This window comes from Bradyrhizobium sp. 172, assembly GCF_023101065.1.
Taxonomy (GTDB): Bacteria; Pseudomonadota; Alphaproteobacteria; order Rhizobiales; family Xanthobacteraceae; genus Bradyrhizobium; species Bradyrhizobium canariense_D.
In genome coordinates, this window is sequence record NZ_CP064702.1 from 243,142 (window position 1) to 257,808 (window position 14,667).

The 14,667-nt window shown below is 59.5% G+C and carries 14 protein-coding genes and 3 pseudogenes; 7 read left to right on the plus strand and 10 right to left on the minus strand.

Annotated elements, in window-relative coordinates:
• Window positions 1-113 precede the first annotated feature (113 nt).
• On the minus strand, window positions 114-1,010 hold the full coding sequence (locus IVB07_RS39745; protein ID WP_247767881.1) for a hypothetical protein: 897 nt from the start codon (window positions 1,008-1,010) through the stop codon (window positions 114-116).
• A 75-nt stretch (window positions 1,011-1,085) separates the two neighbouring features.
• On the opposite strand from IVB07_RS39745, the gene IVB07_RS39750 reads away from it, so the two are divergent.
• Window positions 1,086-1,427 (plus strand): type II toxin-antitoxin system PrlF family antitoxin, encoded by a 342-nt coding sequence (locus IVB07_RS39750; RefSeq protein ID WP_247767882.1) that lies wholly within the window; start codon window positions 1,086-1,088, stop codon window positions 1,425-1,427.
• Window positions 1,424-1,786 (plus strand): annotated as a pseudogene (locus IVB07_RS39755) (type II toxin-antitoxin system YhaV family toxin); the annotation flags it as partial. The gene IVB07_RS39750 and the pseudogene IVB07_RS39755, both read left to right, overlap by 4 nt.
• 149 nt (window positions 1,787-1,935) lie before the next feature.
• Here IVB07_RS39755 and IVB07_RS39760 read toward each other — a convergent pair.
• The gene (locus IVB07_RS39760) at window positions 1,936-2,640 is read right to left on the minus strand and encodes an autoinducer binding domain-containing protein (protein ID WP_247767884.1); all 705 of its coding nucleotides are present in this window, start codon (window positions 2,638-2,640) and stop codon (window positions 1,936-1,938) included.
• A 793-nt stretch (window positions 2,641-3,433) separates the two neighbouring features.
• Here IVB07_RS39760 and eutB point away from each other — a divergent pair.
• Together eutB and eutC are read left to right on the plus strand one after the other, a co-directional pair.
• Window positions 3,434-4,420 (plus strand): hydroxyectoine utilization dehydratase EutB, encoded by a 987-nt coding sequence (gene eutB / locus IVB07_RS39765; protein ID WP_247767885.1) that lies wholly within the window; start codon window positions 3,434-3,436, stop codon window positions 4,418-4,420.
• Window positions 4,420-5,412: an ectoine utilization protein EutC gene (gene eutC, locus IVB07_RS39770; RefSeq protein WP_247767886.1), complete on the plus strand. Its 993-nt coding sequence runs from the start codon at window positions 4,420-4,422 to the stop codon at window positions 5,410-5,412. Before eutB ends, eutC begins: the two co-directional genes overlap by 1 nt.
• 286 nt (window positions 5,413-5,698) lie before the next feature.
• Here the strand turns inward: eutC and IVB07_RS39775 are convergent.
• Window positions 5,699-6,861, minus strand: a pseudogene (locus IVB07_RS39775) (M20 aminoacylase family protein).
• 665 nt (window positions 6,862-7,526) lie between these two features.
• On the opposite strand from IVB07_RS39775, the gene IVB07_RS39780 reads away from it, so the two are divergent.
• On the plus strand, window positions 7,527-8,369 hold the full coding sequence (locus IVB07_RS39780) for a TauD/TfdA family dioxygenase (RefSeq protein ID WP_247767888.1): 843 nt from the start codon (window positions 7,527-7,529) through the stop codon (window positions 8,367-8,369).
• Window positions 8,370-8,458: 89 nt separating this feature from the next.
• Window positions 8,459-8,627: pseudogene (locus IVB07_RS39785) on the plus strand (IS110 family transposase); the annotation flags it as partial.
• A gap of 168 nt (window positions 8,628-8,795) precedes the next feature.
• On the opposite strand, the gene trbI reads toward IVB07_RS39785, so the two are convergent.
• The 5 genes from trbI to IVB07_RS39810 form a co-directional block, all read right to left on the minus strand.
• On the minus strand, window positions 8,796-10,103 hold the full coding sequence (trbI, locus tag IVB07_RS39790) for an IncP-type conjugal transfer protein TrbI (protein ID WP_247767889.1): 1,308 nt from the start codon (window positions 10,101-10,103) through the stop codon (window positions 8,796-8,798).
• A gap of 11 nt (window positions 10,104-10,114) precedes the next feature.
• A complete protein-coding gene (gene trbH, locus IVB07_RS39795; protein ID WP_247767890.1) occupies window positions 10,115-10,567 on the minus strand; it encodes a conjugal transfer protein TrbH in 453 nt (150 codons plus the stop codon).
• A 2-nt stretch (window positions 10,568-10,569) separates the two neighbouring features.
• Window positions 10,570-11,313, minus strand: a complete 744-nt coding sequence (trbG, locus tag IVB07_RS39800) for a P-type conjugative transfer protein TrbG (RefSeq protein ID WP_247768023.1) — start codon at window positions 11,311-11,313, stop codon at window positions 10,570-10,572.
• A 113-nt stretch (window positions 11,314-11,426) separates the two neighbouring features.
• Window positions 11,427-12,089: a conjugal transfer protein TrbF gene (locus tag IVB07_RS39805; RefSeq protein WP_247767892.1), complete on the minus strand. Its 663-nt coding sequence runs from the start codon at window positions 12,087-12,089 to the stop codon at window positions 11,427-11,429.
• 42 nt (window positions 12,090-12,131) lie between these two features.
• Window positions 12,132-12,641 (minus strand): hypothetical protein, encoded by a 510-nt coding sequence (locus IVB07_RS39810; RefSeq protein WP_247767894.1) that lies wholly within the window; start codon window positions 12,639-12,641, stop codon window positions 12,132-12,134.
• A gap of 235 nt (window positions 12,642-12,876) precedes the next feature.
• Between IVB07_RS39810 and IVB07_RS39815 the strand changes: the two genes are divergently transcribed.
• Window positions 12,877-13,278 carry a hypothetical protein gene (locus IVB07_RS39815; RefSeq protein ID WP_247767895.1) on the plus strand — a complete coding sequence of 134 codons (402 nt, stop codon included), beginning with the start codon at window positions 12,877-12,879 and terminating at the stop codon, window positions 13,276-13,278.
• Between the two features lie 55 nt (window positions 13,279-13,333).
• Here IVB07_RS39815 and IVB07_RS39820 read toward each other — a convergent pair whose 3' ends face one another.
• Together IVB07_RS39820 and IVB07_RS39825 are read right to left on the minus strand one after the other, a co-directional pair.
• Window positions 13,334-13,714, minus strand: a complete 381-nt coding sequence (locus IVB07_RS39820; protein WP_247767897.1) for a hypothetical protein — start codon at window positions 13,712-13,714, stop codon at window positions 13,334-13,336.
• A 315-nt stretch (window positions 13,715-14,029) separates the two neighbouring features.
• Complete coding sequence (locus tag IVB07_RS39825) at window positions 14,030-14,257, minus strand: hypothetical protein (RefSeq protein ID WP_247445765.1); 228 nt, start codon at window positions 14,255-14,257, stop codon at window positions 14,030-14,032.
• Window positions 14,258-14,667: the final 410 nt, after the last annotated feature.

Genomic DNA, 14,667 nt, shown 5'->3' on the forward strand with positions numbered 1-14,667 from the left:
GTTCCGAAGGAGCGGTCCAAGGGCGCAGTTATACGTCGCTGACGCGACGTCCTGCTTCCCGCCCCGAATAGGTGGCCGATCCCGACGAACAGCATGTTCATTCGCTTCGGGATTCAAACAGCGCCGACGTGAACGAGATCTTCGGGCCTGAACTCGCGAAAGCGAAATGGCGTCTCTTCGTCCGGGAAGGAGAGGCCGTCCCGCATCAGGCACCAGACGGTCCATTCTGTCCTGATGGTGGTGTCGACCAGCCAGATCTCATCCGGGGCATCATCTCGCGCCTCGAGCGCCTCCTCGGCAGCTTCGAGGATGACGACATGGTTCGACAGAGAACGATCGCGGTTTTCCAGCACCAGCACGGAACGCGCCCCTGAGTCCTTCCAGCTCTGTAGCTTTGGCAGCTTCTTGGCCAGGGCGGCGCGCATCCGCTCGACGCGGAGCGTCTCGTAGGAGGGCGGCGCAAACCGACCGCAGAAAACGCGGCCGTAGGCCGCCTCCGGCAACGACCAACCGATCTCGCGATGAAGATGCAGGTCGACCCCCTCCACCGTTGCCCGCCGGACGCTCTCGTGGCCGTGTGGCCTACGGCCACGTGTCGGAACCTCCGGACATTCGGCATGCATGGCAGCCGCGGATGCGCGTACCCAGGCAACGATTGCGGCCTGGACCTGCGCGATGCGCTTCGGCTTCAGTCCCTTGCTCGGGTGGATGGCGAACGTGAGGCGATAGCTGCCGGGGGAAGGCATCTGGCGATCGAGCGCGCGGGCGATGGGCGCGGCGAAGGCGTCGAAATCGACGTCCTTGTGAATCTGTCTGACAAAGGCTTCGACGACCGTGTGCTCGAGCGCATAGGTTTCCCCGGTTAGCTCGAAAACATATTCGACCGGCGGGCCTACCCGGTTATCCTCGGGCGAGGTCGCATTCGCGCGGCGCGCGGCGAAGCGCTCCTCCAATACCTTAGCCACGGCATCGCAGGCGCGTCGTTCGTTGTCGATCGGCTTGGTCGCCATGTCGGGAGTGTCCACATCTTGACTTACAATGCAAATGCATTACATCAGTCGGTGCGACGAAACAAGGAGCCGGCAATGGCAAAGACGGCTGAGATCCTCGAAATCCCTGCGACCATCACCGAGCGCGGCCAAACGACCGTGCCCGCCGCCATCCGCAAGATGCTGGCGCTCGGCAAGCGCGACCAGGTGGTATTTCGCGGCCTGGCCGACGGCACCGTCGTGATCGCGAAAAAGCAAGGGCGTGCCGACGAAACCGATCCTGTGATCGGCAAGTTTCTTGCATTCCTCGCACGCGACATGGCGACGGAGCCGGCGCGGATTCGGTCCGTGCCCAAGTCGCTGGTCGCCCGCGGCAAATCCCTCGTCAAGGGCGTCGAGGTCGATCTCGATGCGGCCTTGCCGGAAGATGATGCGTGAGCGACGACACCATCGCGATCAACGGATGGACGATCTACGCCCATCCTCTCTTCTTCGACCAGCTCGAGGCGATGATCGAGGCGGTTGAGAAGGCGCGCAAGAAAGACCCCAAGGGATACAAGAAGAAGCGCGCGACAAAACTCCTCGCCGCGGTTCTCAAGGTGGCGTTCGAGGACATCCCGAGCGATCCCACGCGCGATGTCTACTGCCAGGGCGCTACGCTCGGCGCAGACTACAAGCACTGGTTCCGGGCGAAATTCCTGCAGCAGTTCCGCCTCTTCTTTCGCTACCAGCACTCGGCTGACGCCAAGATCATCGTCCTCGCATGGGTGAACGACGACTCGAGCCTGCGCGCCTACCTTCCGAAGGTTCCGGCTGGATAAGCAGGAGCCAACGCACCTCATACGCCATCGATCAACCGAATCCGAGGCCGGTATCAACGTGCTGTCTGCCTCGATCGCCATCTAAGATGAGCGTGAGGATTCCGGGTGGTATACCCCACGCCAGACTAAATGAGCTTCTTCTCCATAGCGATTCGGACTGCCTGCTGGAGACTGCTGGCCCCGAGTTTGTCGCGTGCATTGTCCAGGTAGGACTGGACGGTTCGTGCTTTGATGCCAAGCAGGTCGGCAATCACGTTCATCGATTTTCCGTACGACGACCAACTGAGCGAGGTCGCTTCCTGTGTCGACAATGTCACTTTGCCTGTTTTGAACGAAGACACAGGTACTAGGCTGAGGTGAATATGGATGTGGGCAAGTGCTAATGCCGCCTGCATCGGATCCCATGGTGGGACCTCCACCCGCCGCCGATCTGACGCGAGGGTAATCATCGCTGTTCGGCCATAGCTTGTCCTAATAGGGATGGAGACCTCGCAGCGGATGCCGAAGTTGGTTGCCTCGGAATAGAATTGCTTGATCTCGCGCGAGCTCCTCCGCAGCTCCCGGTCCTCAGCCGACCAGGCGAACATCCGCATGTTGCGCTTGGCCGTCGTCACCACAGGATCGACGATTGTGTATCGCTTTGCAAAATAGACGTTCAGCCATTCCGCGGGATAATCGCTGAAAGCAACCGCATCGTCGGCGTGAACATGGATATAGGCATACCGATCGAAGCCAGACGCGACGGTAAAATTCTTGATCGCATTGCGTATGGAGCGCTCGTCGTGTGCCACGTCGACGGCGTCAATCAACCATTGTAGTTGCTCACCCAACGTAAGTTCCTCTTTGTTTCACTCCGAATATCGGAGCTTTGGCGATCTCGACCCGATGGTCGGTCCACTATTTTCTTGTTCTTCCGATTCGACGATCAGTTAGGGCGATTCGATGAAACGCAACCTCCCATCATTGCTTGCTCCCGCTGACGAATAAAAATTCAAGTGCTAGTCAGAATTTCGATCGCGAGCGAGTGCCCACCTGGTGGGATTATTGCAGAGCTCAGCGAGAATTGGCAGGTCGCGCCCCCGTACAGCCTGATCTCCTTCAAGAAGAGAAACTGACCTTTCTACACATCCTGAGCAGATCATACTGCCATGCTCGGAGGGTCTGATTTGTCTGCCTGTGTGCCAGCGGTAGAAGTGTTTTACAGGGGTATGTTCCCGTCGGCTGCTCAAAGTTGCATCCGATATAGCTCGAGGAGGCAATTGCTTTGCAGGGTGGGGGACAGAAATAGCGGCATATCAGCGCAAGTGCACATGCGAGGCAAAGAACTGTCGTGCTTCATTATCGTGATCCATCTCCGGTCTCAGGAGCGTCTGCTGAATCGACGGGCTACATATAACCTGCTTCCAACGAAGGATTTCGGCGGCAAGAGGGAAAAATCGGGCAAATTCGACTTCCAACAGCGTGCAATATTCGCGCGATAGATGCCTCCCCATCAAATGGAAAGGCATTCGACGGCGCGTCCCTCACTTGTGCGATCGCGCGCCGCTCGTTGTGATCGCGCTCTGTAGCTGATCGATGGTTAGGGGCGAGTTGTTGGCTTCATGTGCGAGGAAAATTGTTCCCGTGGTCGATCTCGGCGCCATTCGGGATGCGCGCAGCCGCATTATCAGGCACATTCTCTCGACCCAATTTGTACGCTCGCCGACGCTTTCGGATATTTGCGGCGGGTCCGTCGGTCTCAAGCTTGAGCATCACCAAACAACGGGCAGTTTCAAAATACGCGGTGCAACCAATGCCATTCTCAGGCTCACCGGAGCTGAGCGCGGACGTGGGGTAGTTGCGGTCTCGACTGGTAACCATGGCCGGGCGCTGGCTTACGCGGCCCGCGCCGTGGGCTCGCGTGCGACGATCTGCATGTCGCGACTGGTGCCGGAAAACAAGGTTTCCGAAATCCGCCGTCTCGGCGCGGACGTGCGGATCATTGGAGAATCGCAGGACGAAGCGCAGGAGGAGGTCGATCGGCTGGTGCGTGAAAACGGGCTTGTCTTGCTGCCGCCATTTGATCATCCTGAGATTGTTGCTGGACAGGGGACTATCGGCCTCGAAATCGTGGAAGCGATGCCTGATGTTGAAACCGTGCTCGTGCCGGTTTCCGGCGGCGGGCTGGCGGCTGGCATTGCAGCAGCCGTCAAGGCTGCGCGGCCGCATGCGAGAGTGATAGGGGTAAGCATGCAGCGCGGCGCGGCGATGAGGGCAAGTCTCGACGCTGGCCGGCCGGTCCAGGTGGAGGAAGTTCGAACCCTTGCTGACGCTTTGGGCGGCGGCATCGGCCTCGACAACAAGCTGACGTTCGCGATGTGTCAAACTCTGCTCGATGATCTACTATTGGTGAGTGAGAGTGAGATCGCGGCCGGCATTCGTCATGCCTACGAGAATGAGCGCGAAATCCTCGAAGGCTCGGGCGCTGTCGGCATCGCGGCTCTGCTCGCGCAGAAGGTCGCTGGATTGCGAGGGTCGGTCGCGCTCGTTCTTTCGGGCCGAAATATCGACATGGAGCTGCATCGCCGCGTCGTAAGTGGGATGAGAAATCCGCTTGGGGGAGACGCCTGATGCCAACGATTAGGATTCTGACAGAACGTGAACTTACGCAAATCGTGCCGCTTGAACTTGCGGCAGTGCAATGCGTCGAGCATGCGTTCCGTTCGCTCGCCACGGAGGAGGTGGCGATGCCGCCTATCCTGCGGCTCGATATTGCCGAACATCGGGGCGAGGTTGACGTCAAAACGGCCTACCTTCCGGGCCTTGACGGCTTTGCCGTTAAAATTAGCCCCGGCTTTTTCGGCAATCCGAAGCTTGGATTGCCGAGCACCAATGGTTTGATGGTGCTACTTTCCAGCAAAACCGGTTTGGTGCAAGCGCTGTTATTGGACAACGGCTACCTGACCAACGTGCGCACGGCCGCCGCAGGTGCGGTTGCAGCAAACTATCTCGCCCGGAAAGACGCTACCGTTGCTGCTATCTTGGGGGCGGGCATTCAGGCGAAGCAGCAGCTGCGGGCGCTCACGTTGGTGAGGCCCATTCGTCGAGCCCGTATTTGGGCGCGCAATACATCGAAAGCTGCAGGAGTTGCGCACGAGCTATCCTCACAACTGGGATTTCCCGTGACGGCCGAATCCGAACCAATAAAGGCTGTGGCTGGCGCCCATGTCATTGTTACTACGACGCCAGCGGATCAGCCGATCCTGAGTGCAGCATGGTTGCAACCCGGACAGCACGTCACAGCGATGGGATCGGACGCCGAACATAAGAATGAGATTGACCCCAAAGCGATCGCCAAGGCGGATCTCTATGTCGCCGACAGCCTCAGGCAAACACGCTGCTTCGGCGAATTGCACCATGCTATTGCAGCCGGCGCCATCGGGAGCGACGTAAGCTTTCCAGAGCTCGGCGAGATCATCGCCGGGACGAAAACAGGCCGCTTGAGCGAGAGGCAAATCACAATCGCCGATCTCACCGGCACTGGTATTCAGGACACGGCCATCGCCTCGCTTGCCTTCGCGCAGGCGGAATCCGCAGGCATCGGCGCGGCATTCGAGAACTGAGCAATCGCGCGGCTGGAAAGGTCCAACCCGGAGCAACTTGCAGCGACGTCGCCCAGGCATTCAATCATGAAAACGCACGAGTAAGTTAACCTCATATGCATTCCACGGCTTTGGTCGTTGCAGACGACAAAGTGCTAGTGACCGAGCCTTCCGGCCTCAACGCCTTTGGATACCATCTCCGGCTATCGCGGCTCCATTTGTGATTACACGATGGTTGAATTTAAGCCCGCCTCCCTTCAGTAGATCGGGGCAGGAGGCGACTTGCCACCTCTGGCCCGACGAAACTTTAAGCAGCCAGCGTCGTCTCAACCAAGTTCACCCAATAGCCTATGCCATAAGGAAGGGCTTCGTCATTGAAATCGTATGCCGGGTTGTGCACGCCGGCGGTCGGTCCATTGCCAAGAAAAATGAAAGCCCCCGGGCGCGCCTCAAGCATATAGGCGAAATCCTCCGACCCCATCGTCGGTGAGATTTTGTCGTTCACGGATGCAGAACCCACCAGGTTGCGTGCCGCGTTGATCGCTAGATTGGTGCTTTCCGTGTGATTGAAGGTGACGGGGTCGTGTCGACGGTACTTGAACTCGACGTCCGCACCGAATCCCCGCGCAATGCCTTGAGCAGCAGCCAGAATCTGTCGTTCCGCGAAGTCCCGCAGCCTCGGTAGGAACGTCCTAACGGTACCTGCCAGTTCAACCTGATCGGGAATGATGTGGTAGCCGTGAGCCGCGTTGAACTTGGTCACGGAGATCACGAGAGCCTCAAGCGGGTTCGTATTGCGCGAGACCAAGGTTTGCAGGCCGACGATGATTTGTGCTGCAATGACAACGGGATCAATGGTCCGATGGGGCGCTGCCGCATGCCCCCCCCTACCCTTCACGACAAGGTCGAACTCGTCTAGCGCAGCCATGATTGGGCCATCGCAAATGCCGAAGTTGCCGACCTCCATGCCCGGCGAGTTGTGCATCCCAAAAACTTGGGAGATGTTGAAACGATCCATGACTCCTTCCTGGACCATCCTTTGGCCACCGAGCGCTCCTTCTTCCGCAGGCTGAAAGATCAAAGCAACAGCCCCCTTGAAGTTACGTGTTTTGGCAAGATATTTTGCGGCGCCCAGCAGCATGGCCGTGTGACCGTCATGACCGCAGGCATGCATATTGCCCGGTATTTTCGCGACCAAGGCTTATTTGACGCTTCAAGTATGGGCAACGCATCCATGTCCGCTCTCAACCCAATCGTGGGCCCATCTCCGAGGTCGCCATGAATCAACGCGACTATACCGGTTTCAGCTATCCCCGTTTCAATGCGACTAATACCGAACGAAGCAAGCTTCTCAGTCACGAACCTCGCCGTATTGTGCAGGCGATAGTCGAGCTCTGGATTTTCGTGGAGATGGCGCCGCCAGGCGGTTGCCTCGGTCTGTAGATCACGGAATGTTTCGACGATTTGCATGTTAGACCCAATTTCCGGATGAGGGAGTATCAGCGCACGCTGTATAAGGGTCATTGCGCGCTCGCCTTGCGCGTCCTTTTGGCAAGTTCGCAGGGTTAGTGCGTTATGTTGATCTTTCACGCACGAAAGCGGCGCGGCGTCCGGCGCCGGCCCTCGCAGTTGAAGCAAATGGGCGTCCTGCAAGCGCTAACCGGGGGTGACGATGGCAACACTCCAATGAACGTCGTACGACGCAGCGCGGTGACGGCTCGCGTGCATGAGAAGGGCCACAAGGTCTGAAGTCATTGCCTGCGAGTGTCGGTCGAATCAATCGCGACGAGGCGGCCTGCTGCAGTGGTGCGGAGAGATTAATGCAGCGCCTTGGCCGGCGGGGCTCTGATTGCGGTCCTTGCCGAAAGAGATTCCCTCATCAGCTCTAACCAGTATTATAGTTGCAATTGATTGAAGGTTTTGAATCGATGAGGTTGCTCAAAAGCACACTGACCGATCCGCCCTGTGAGCCCACCAAGAGGCATAGGGTGACGATGGCGTTGGAGACACGTAACAGTGCCCGCACGCGAGCCCAGCAAACGCCAGCGAATAGGAGGCGGTATGAGGCAAGCTATAGCAATAGACGCCGAGCCGGGGACGGGTGCTGGTTTGGTCCTCATCAAGGGAGATACACAATGGCTTTGAAAGACAATGTCATTACGCACACCGATATAGTCAGACGCACAGCGCGCATCGGTGCTGAAATCAGGAATATCAAGCTGTCGGGTGATTTGCCGGACGAGACCATTGCCGCGATAAATGGCCTGCTGCTTGAACACAAGGTCATCTTCTTCCGGGACCAGGCTCATCTCGATAACGCCGAGCAGGAGCGATTTGCTCTTCGTTTTGGGAAGCCTTCGCCATATCCGGAGGGGACAATGCCGATCTTAGAGGTCGATTCCTCACTCAAGGCCCATAAGTGGCACATCGATTGGTCTTGCATGGACGCCTATCCCAAGATTTCGATCTTGCGAGGCGTTGTGATCCCATTAGTCGGCGGCGACACGGTATGGTCAAACACCGCGGCCGCATATCGCGATCTGCCGCTGTCGCTGCAGCGGCTTGCTGACGACCTCTGGGCAGTCCACAGCTTACCCGCTAAGAGAATCGAGACCGAGCATCCGGTGGTACGAGTTCACCCCGAGACCGGCGAGCGCACGCTGGTGCTCGGCATTTACGCGAAACGTTTGGTTGACATTTCCAAGTATGACGGCCAGAGGCTATTCGAAATATTTGGGTCCCATATCACCGCGCCGGAAAACACTGTGCGTTGGAAATGGAAAGAGGGTGATGTCGCTATGTGGGACAACAGGGCCACGATGCACCGTGTGGTGAAGGATTACACTGATCACCATCGGGTCGTTCGTCGCGCGACCGTCGAAGGCGAGGTGCCTGTCAGCGTCGATGGAAGGTGCAGTGTAGCGCGGTTAAAGTTCATCCAACAGCCCCCGGCAGAGAGGTGCGAATGCGACGGGTAATGGCATCGACCTCCACCGAACCTTCGAACCTTCGGGGAGGTGGTGTTTTTTGGGAGGACGGCAGGCTTCCGACATGCGGGCCCATTGATATGACGCGGACTCCGCTGGAGGGATTTGGCAAAAGCCTGCGGGCCAGTGGTGGTACTCGAAGCGACCGCCAACAGCATGGCGGTGTCGCGGGTTCTGGTCGTGGCGCGGGTGATCATCGCCAATCCGTTGCAGGTGAAGGCGATCGCCCAGGCTCACGTCAAGACCGACGCCGGCACGCTTGACAGAGAGACGAATTGAACCGGTAGGGTTGATAGCACAGCAAGTCCTGCCATCGCCGGTATCGATTGTCCTTCGACGAGTTGCTTCCTGTCGTTCCCGGTATGATGAAGGATGAAACATAGGCGTATGACTTACCATCGGTAGCGTGGTCGTATCTTATCCGTGGTAATCGCCGGGAAACACCATGTCCTGGTCGACGAGGACGTTGAACACATAGCCCGGTCGAATCTCGAGTGTGGGCTGGACGTTCATGTTCTTGCTGATCGTCTGTTCGGCGACGCGGCCGAACGACTCGGCAAAACTGTTGCGCGCGGCATCCGTCGGCGTTTGCTGATACCCGTAAGGTGAACTTGCCGGCATCGACATGTCGATGCCGGCGCCGATCGCGGCAATCAGGATCGCCGAGCCGAATACCTGGAAATAGTGACTGTCGACTTCGTCATTGAAGCCCCCATAGCCTTCGGCGTCGGTACCGGCCATGCCGCCGATCTGAATGGTCGCGCCGTTCGGAAAGATGATATCCGTCCAGACCACGAGCACACGGCTTTGGCCGAAGGAAATCTTGGAATCATACCGTCCCAGGAGTTTGGCGCCCTGCGGGATCAGCAGGTGATGACCTGTGGCGCTGTCGTAGACGTTCTGGCTCACTTGGGCTGTGATGCGTCCGGGCAGGTCGGAATTGATGCCCGTGATCAGTGTTGCGGGAATGACCGAGCCGCGCTTCAATTCGTAAGCGGATGTCGGCGTGACAACCTTGTTGGGCAGGTAGCCGAGTTTCTTGAGGTCCGCGTTGAAGAAATCCTCTTTCGCCGCCTGTCGGTTCTGATCGATGTTCTGCATGCCAAAGCCGTCACGCAACGCGGCTGCATAGAGATCGGACGCCCTGCCCGCAACGACAGGTATTGTCGTCGTCTTTGCCGGCGCCGTGTCGCTTGTCGCCGTCGCAGAGACCGTCTGGAGCTTGCTCAGATTGATGGCGAGCGGTGAGTCATGGGCGGCATCGCTGGCCTGCACACGGGCCATTCGCTGGCGCTGTCGCTCCCGCAGATATCGCTCATGCGCCTCGCGCTCGAGCCGCGCCCGCCATTGCGCCTCCGGCTCGAGCTGCGAAGCGGACCGCGCTTCGGTCTGTTGTCGGCCGGAAAAGGGATTGTTTGCCGGCTTTGAGTCGAGCTGCGGCGGGGCCGGCTGGAATGTTTGCGCTTCGGCCTGATCTCCGATGATGCCGTTGGAGATGCCTTTCTTCAGTTGATCGGCATAGGTCGAGGCCGAATTGGATGAAGCCGTATCGATGCCGGGGGCGCGCCGGAAGTACAGTCCGCGCGACGTCAGGCCGTAGAAGATGACAGCAAAGAACACGACCACCAGCACGATCGCGACGATGATCGGCAAGCGGTTGAGGCGGCGGATTCCTCTCGCCTCCGCTCCCTCCGGAGCACCGCCGAGCTTCAGCGATTGCGCCATGATAGTTCTCCCTACCCGCGCTGCATGATGGAAAGCGGGCTGGTCGGCGATGCTCCAGCGGTGGTTGCGCTATAAGCGCGGCCGAGCTCGACACTGCCGGTCGACAAGCGCGCCAGGATCTGACCGTTGTAGGACTCGATCACATAGGCGAGTGGAATGGTCTTCTCGCCCTTGGTCTTCTGATCGGTCGCAACCGCATATCCCCAGCTCTTGAGCGAGGTCTCCAACGCCTGGCCAAAGGGCGTGCCGTCGGGCTTCAGGATGATTCTTCCAGAGCCGGGCCCGACCTGCTCTGCGAGTTTCGTCACCATGTCGCCGGCGATCGCAGAAGCCGCGGGAGCGGACAGATCGGCCGGCGCTGAGCTCGCCATAAGGGCGCCGCCGCCGAACGACGCGCATCCGGCGAGCGGCAGGCTGAACAGGGAGAGAATGACGAGCCGAGGCATCGAGGAGACCTGCCGCATGATCAGCCTCCCCTCCGAATCGTCACCTTGTCCTGGTTCCAAAAGCCAACGCCGGACACCAGAATGGCGGTGTCGATCTGATAATCGACCACCATCATGTCGTCCTTCAGCCGGTAGTTGACGATGCGGTTCTGGCCGCCCGACACGACGAACAGGACCGGCGCATCCCCTCCGGAGAGCGACGACGGAAACTGGATGTACGTCTTGACGCCGTCGCTGTAGACGCGCGTCGGCCGCCACGACGCGCTGCCGCTCACGCTGTAGCCGAAGTTCAGTTGCTCGGCCGAAACGCCGGCGCCGGGGATCAGCTCAGCGCCGAGCCGGGCGTTGACGTCTGCAAGCTTGCTGCCGACATCCTCGGGATATTCGAAGCCGACGCGCGCCATATATTGGGTCGCGTTCGACTTGAGCTGGATATGATAGGTCCGCCGCGAGGTCGTTACCACCATCGAGGTGACGAGCCCAGGCTCCGCGGGCTTGACGATCAGGTGGATGGCTTGGCCGCCGACCGTGCCCGATGTGGCCGGCTCCACCTTCCAGCGCACGGTGTCGCCGACCAGCACGTCGCGCACCACCTCACCTGCCTGCAGCTCGATGTCGCAGACCTCGAGCGGCGAGCAGACGACGGATGGCTGGACCTCCCCGAACAGGAAGATGACCTTGCCATCCGCTCCGCGCGTCACGAGTCCGGTCGATCCGCGCCACTGGTTCGAGATGTTCGTGCCTTTCCGTTCCTTGGCGCTCATCGCCTGCGCATGCGCGCCGACATCGGCCAGCAGCAAGCCAAAGGCGGAAGCCACAAAAAGAGTGCCAATCCTGAGTCCGATTGTGTTTGGCTGCATCGGTGTCCCCGCCCCTTTCATAGTTGCGCCGTCCAGTCGAAATCACGCAGGTAGAGGCCGATCGGATTGAGCCGGATGGTCTGCTCGTCCTGGGGTGGAGTCAGCGTGACAGTGGCGATGCCGCGAAAGCGGTGCTCGCCGGTTTCCTTTCCCTTCCTGTCCCGTTCGAATTCGGTCCAGTCGATCTGATAGGACTGGTTCGAAAGAGCCACGATGTTGTTGACCTCGACCGCGACCGTCGTCGTCTTCGCCTTCTCGAACGGAGACGTGCTCCGGAACCAGTCATTGATCTTCTGCGTCGCGGGATCGGAGGTTCGCAGCAGCGCGTAGGTCCGATCGATATATTGCTTCTGCACGACCGCATCCGGCGTCACTGATCGGAAGCTCGAGACGAAGCTTCCGAGCGTCGCGCGCACCACGCGCGGATCGGCATATTCGATCTGCTGCGAATAGCCGGCGCTCATGGCCGTGCCGAGTTTGTCGACCTCGACGATATAGGGCACGAGCTTGACCTGCGTGCTCTGGAACAGCGCATAAGCAAAGCCGATGACGGCCATCACCATGGCGATGATGCCGACCATGCGCCATGCTGCGGCCGCTCTCACATAGGAGCCGTAGCGCTCGTTCCATTCCTGGCGCGCAGCGAGATAGGGATTGTCGGGCGGATTACGCGCGGCCATTGGGATCGTGGTCTCCAATCATGATGTTGCGGGTGAAAAGGCTCAGCTCTTGCCGCCCGATCCTCTCTGTGGCTGGCGTTGATCGAGCTTGGCGTTGGCAAGACCCAGCGTCGACGTGCCGAACGAGCCCGGCGCACGGATGGCCTGATCGCGGGCGGCGGACGCAAGCGCTCCGCCTGCCGCTCCGACGCCTTCCGTCATGGCCTTGAGCGCGGCCGCGCCAAATGAGGCGCCACCGGCCCGGGCCGCGCTGAAACCCGCCGCCCCTGCGCTCGCACCTCCCACGGCAAGTGCGGCGCCGCCGGGGGCGAAGCTCGCGGCCTGTCCCGCATGCTTCACCACTTCCATGCCGCTGCCGACGGAAACGCCCTGCACGACGCCTTGCACGATGTTCGGGACGTAGATCGAGATGATGAAGACGACGACGGAGATGCCGCCGATCGCCAGTGTGCCGACGAAGGCGTCGTTGCCTGTGCCGGTCTGGTTGGCAAGGTTCTCCGCGCATTCGCGTAACGATCCTCTCGCAAGGGCGCGGCAACCCGCCAGCCTCAATCGATCGATCCCAAGCGCTCAACCGCAGCAGAAGCCCCCTCGGGGAGACTCAAACAATGATACCTGACAGGTCTAGGATCCTCGCCCGGAACGCCGACACACCCTTGAACTGCGGCCACGACCCCGTCGAAAAGGGCCGGGCGGGGCGTCGACCGTGCGTTACATGGTCACGGCTAAATTAAGCTCTCCCAATTCAGCCTGCGTTCTGGCAATTTCGGCCTGATTAGGTGACACAATGCCAAACCGGATTCCGCTCGACCCCAAACTGCCGAAGGCCTTCAACGCGACTCCGAACGAAGCGCGAAGCAAGGCCCAGCTCGATCAATGGTGGGATCGTCCCTACGGCATCACGCTGTCGGATGGCCGCATCGAGGTCCGGTGCCTGAATGGCGGGGCGTGGGACCGTTCGACCCATCTCGGCGTCGCGGACGATTACGATGCGGCCTGCGCATTAGCAGAGGTAAAGCAAGCGGAATGGCTGACGTTCCGCGAACGCCCCTGCGTTCAGTTCGATGCAGATCAGGTCATAGTGGTCCGGCAGGCCCAACGTCCGGACGAGGCGGCGCAGCAACTGGCGATGTTCCCCACAGCGCAGGCGGCAACAGACTTTCTGCGCGCTAACTTCCCCGATGCGTAGCCGCATCCCTCGCACCCTACCTGCCGGTCACACGGCGTACGCGTCGTTGGCGCTCTCATACGTAGATGTACTCTCCTGCGCTGATCAGAAGATTTCTAAGCGGGGCGGCCGCAAAGGCGGTGGGGATGCCCCGGGTCATCGCACCCGGTTTAGCCGGGAAAACGAACTTCAATCCGTGCACCACGAAATTATAGAGATTGCGGCGGTTGGGCTTTGCCTGGCCGGTTTCCCGATCTTTGACCGCAAGTCCCGACGAAACGCTCCGGTTGATCGACGCATTGACCTCTGTCTTGCTGATACCAAGGGCTGACTCCAGGCTGCGTACTGAGTACGGGTCATCGTTATGCGCAGCCTCCACAAGATGCGCGTCGCCCTCATTTTTGGCCTGCTCAAGGCTCACGAGCTTCAGCAATATAACAACGTCTTGACTTTTCATGCAGATTCGCTCTCGTCCTTTGTCCTAGGACAAAGGACAGTAGACCACAAGGGGTCTTCGGATCAAGATCGAACGGACCGCGTTGTGGCGCCCGTGTGGATTTCCAGCAATACATCTAGCGCGGTTTGCGTGCCGTGCGCGGCGATCATAGAGACGGCTCCGGATGCCCAGTTGTAGGAACATCGGGCGACCACTCTCTCGAGAAATGAAAGCGGCAGAAGATGCTGTCTTTCACATAACGTCGTCGTGCATGCCCAACGTGTGCTGCCGTGTCAGAATCTAGAAGATCGATATCATTCGAACCAAGCACCTGCTTCAATCTCCGCTCGATCGCCGACAACGCGTCCTGGGATCCAAATCGCGCAATCCCTCGGCAAAGTTTAGCCCGTCGACCGGTTCATAGTCTTCCATGGCTGTCCACTTCTCCAGCAGCGGCAGGAAGAGGTCAGCGCCCTGGTGCAGCGGCGCAGCATCGATCACTCCTCCCTCGAACATGTCCATTTGAAAAAGGGCTGTCATTCCAAGCACGATGCTGCTGGTCAATCCCGCCCTATTCGATGGAGAGAAAGTGCGTTCCTTGAGGCGTCGTATCGTTCCGCTTAAGATAGGCAGGTACTTGCCTCGCCTTGGAGATCTTCTGCGAGGCTGTACGTAGATCGATACTACTGGTGCTCCGGAGGAGGTTGAGAACGTTGCCGGCCTGACTGCCGGCCGTCGAAGGAAAACCGCACCCACTCGCATCGAGCGGAACGGTCCGTGGATCGCGGCACCGATCTCGTCTCTTCATTAGCCTCTCTCCAGAAGCTCCTCAAAAAGACCGTCGCTGCTCGGCTGCGGTTGGAGGCGACCGTCTAAGTTGCACCAGACGCGAAAGTCTGTTGTCCCGGAACAGCGTGCTCGACCATCTCCCATCCAACGGGATTAGCGCCCCCAAGGCTCGGCCCCCCGTCCGC

Bases quoted from the DNA above. Each gene is read 5' to 3' on its own strand.
- IVB07_RS39745 (WP_247767881.1), bottom strand. From the start codon at position 1,010: ATGGCGACCAAGCCGATCGACAACGAACGACGCGCCTGCGATGCCGTG.
- IVB07_RS39750 (WP_247767882.1), top strand. From the start codon at position 1,086: ATGGCAAAGACGGCTGAGATCCTCGAAATCCCTGCGACCATCACCGAG.
- eutC (WP_247767886.1), top strand. From the start codon at position 4,420: ATGCCAACGATTAGGATTCTGACAGAACGTGAACTTACGCAAATCGTG.
- IVB07_RS39780 (WP_247767888.1), top strand. From the start codon at position 7,527: ATGGCTTTGAAAGACAATGTCATTACGCACACCGATATAGTCAGACGC.
- trbI (WP_247767889.1), bottom strand. From the start codon at position 10,103: ATGGCGCAATCGCTGAAGCTCGGCGGTGCTCCGGAGGGAGCGGAGGCG.
- trbH (WP_247767890.1), bottom strand. From the start codon at position 10,567: ATGCGGCAGGTCTCCTCGATGCCTCGGCTCGTCATTCTCTCCCTGTTC.
- trbG (WP_247768023.1), bottom strand. From the start codon at position 11,313: ATGAGCGCCAAGGAACGGAAAGGCACGAACATCTCGAACCAGTGGCGC.
- IVB07_RS39805 (WP_247767892.1), bottom strand. From the start codon at position 12,089: ATGGCCGCGCGTAATCCGCCCGACAATCCCTATCTCGCTGCGCGCCAG.
- IVB07_RS39815 (WP_247767895.1), top strand. From the start codon at position 12,877: ATGCCAAACCGGATTCCGCTCGACCCCAAACTGCCGAAGGCCTTCAAC.
- IVB07_RS39820 (WP_247767897.1), bottom strand. From the start codon at position 13,714: ATGAAAAGTCAAGACGTTGTTATATTGCTGAAGCTCGTGAGCCTTGAG.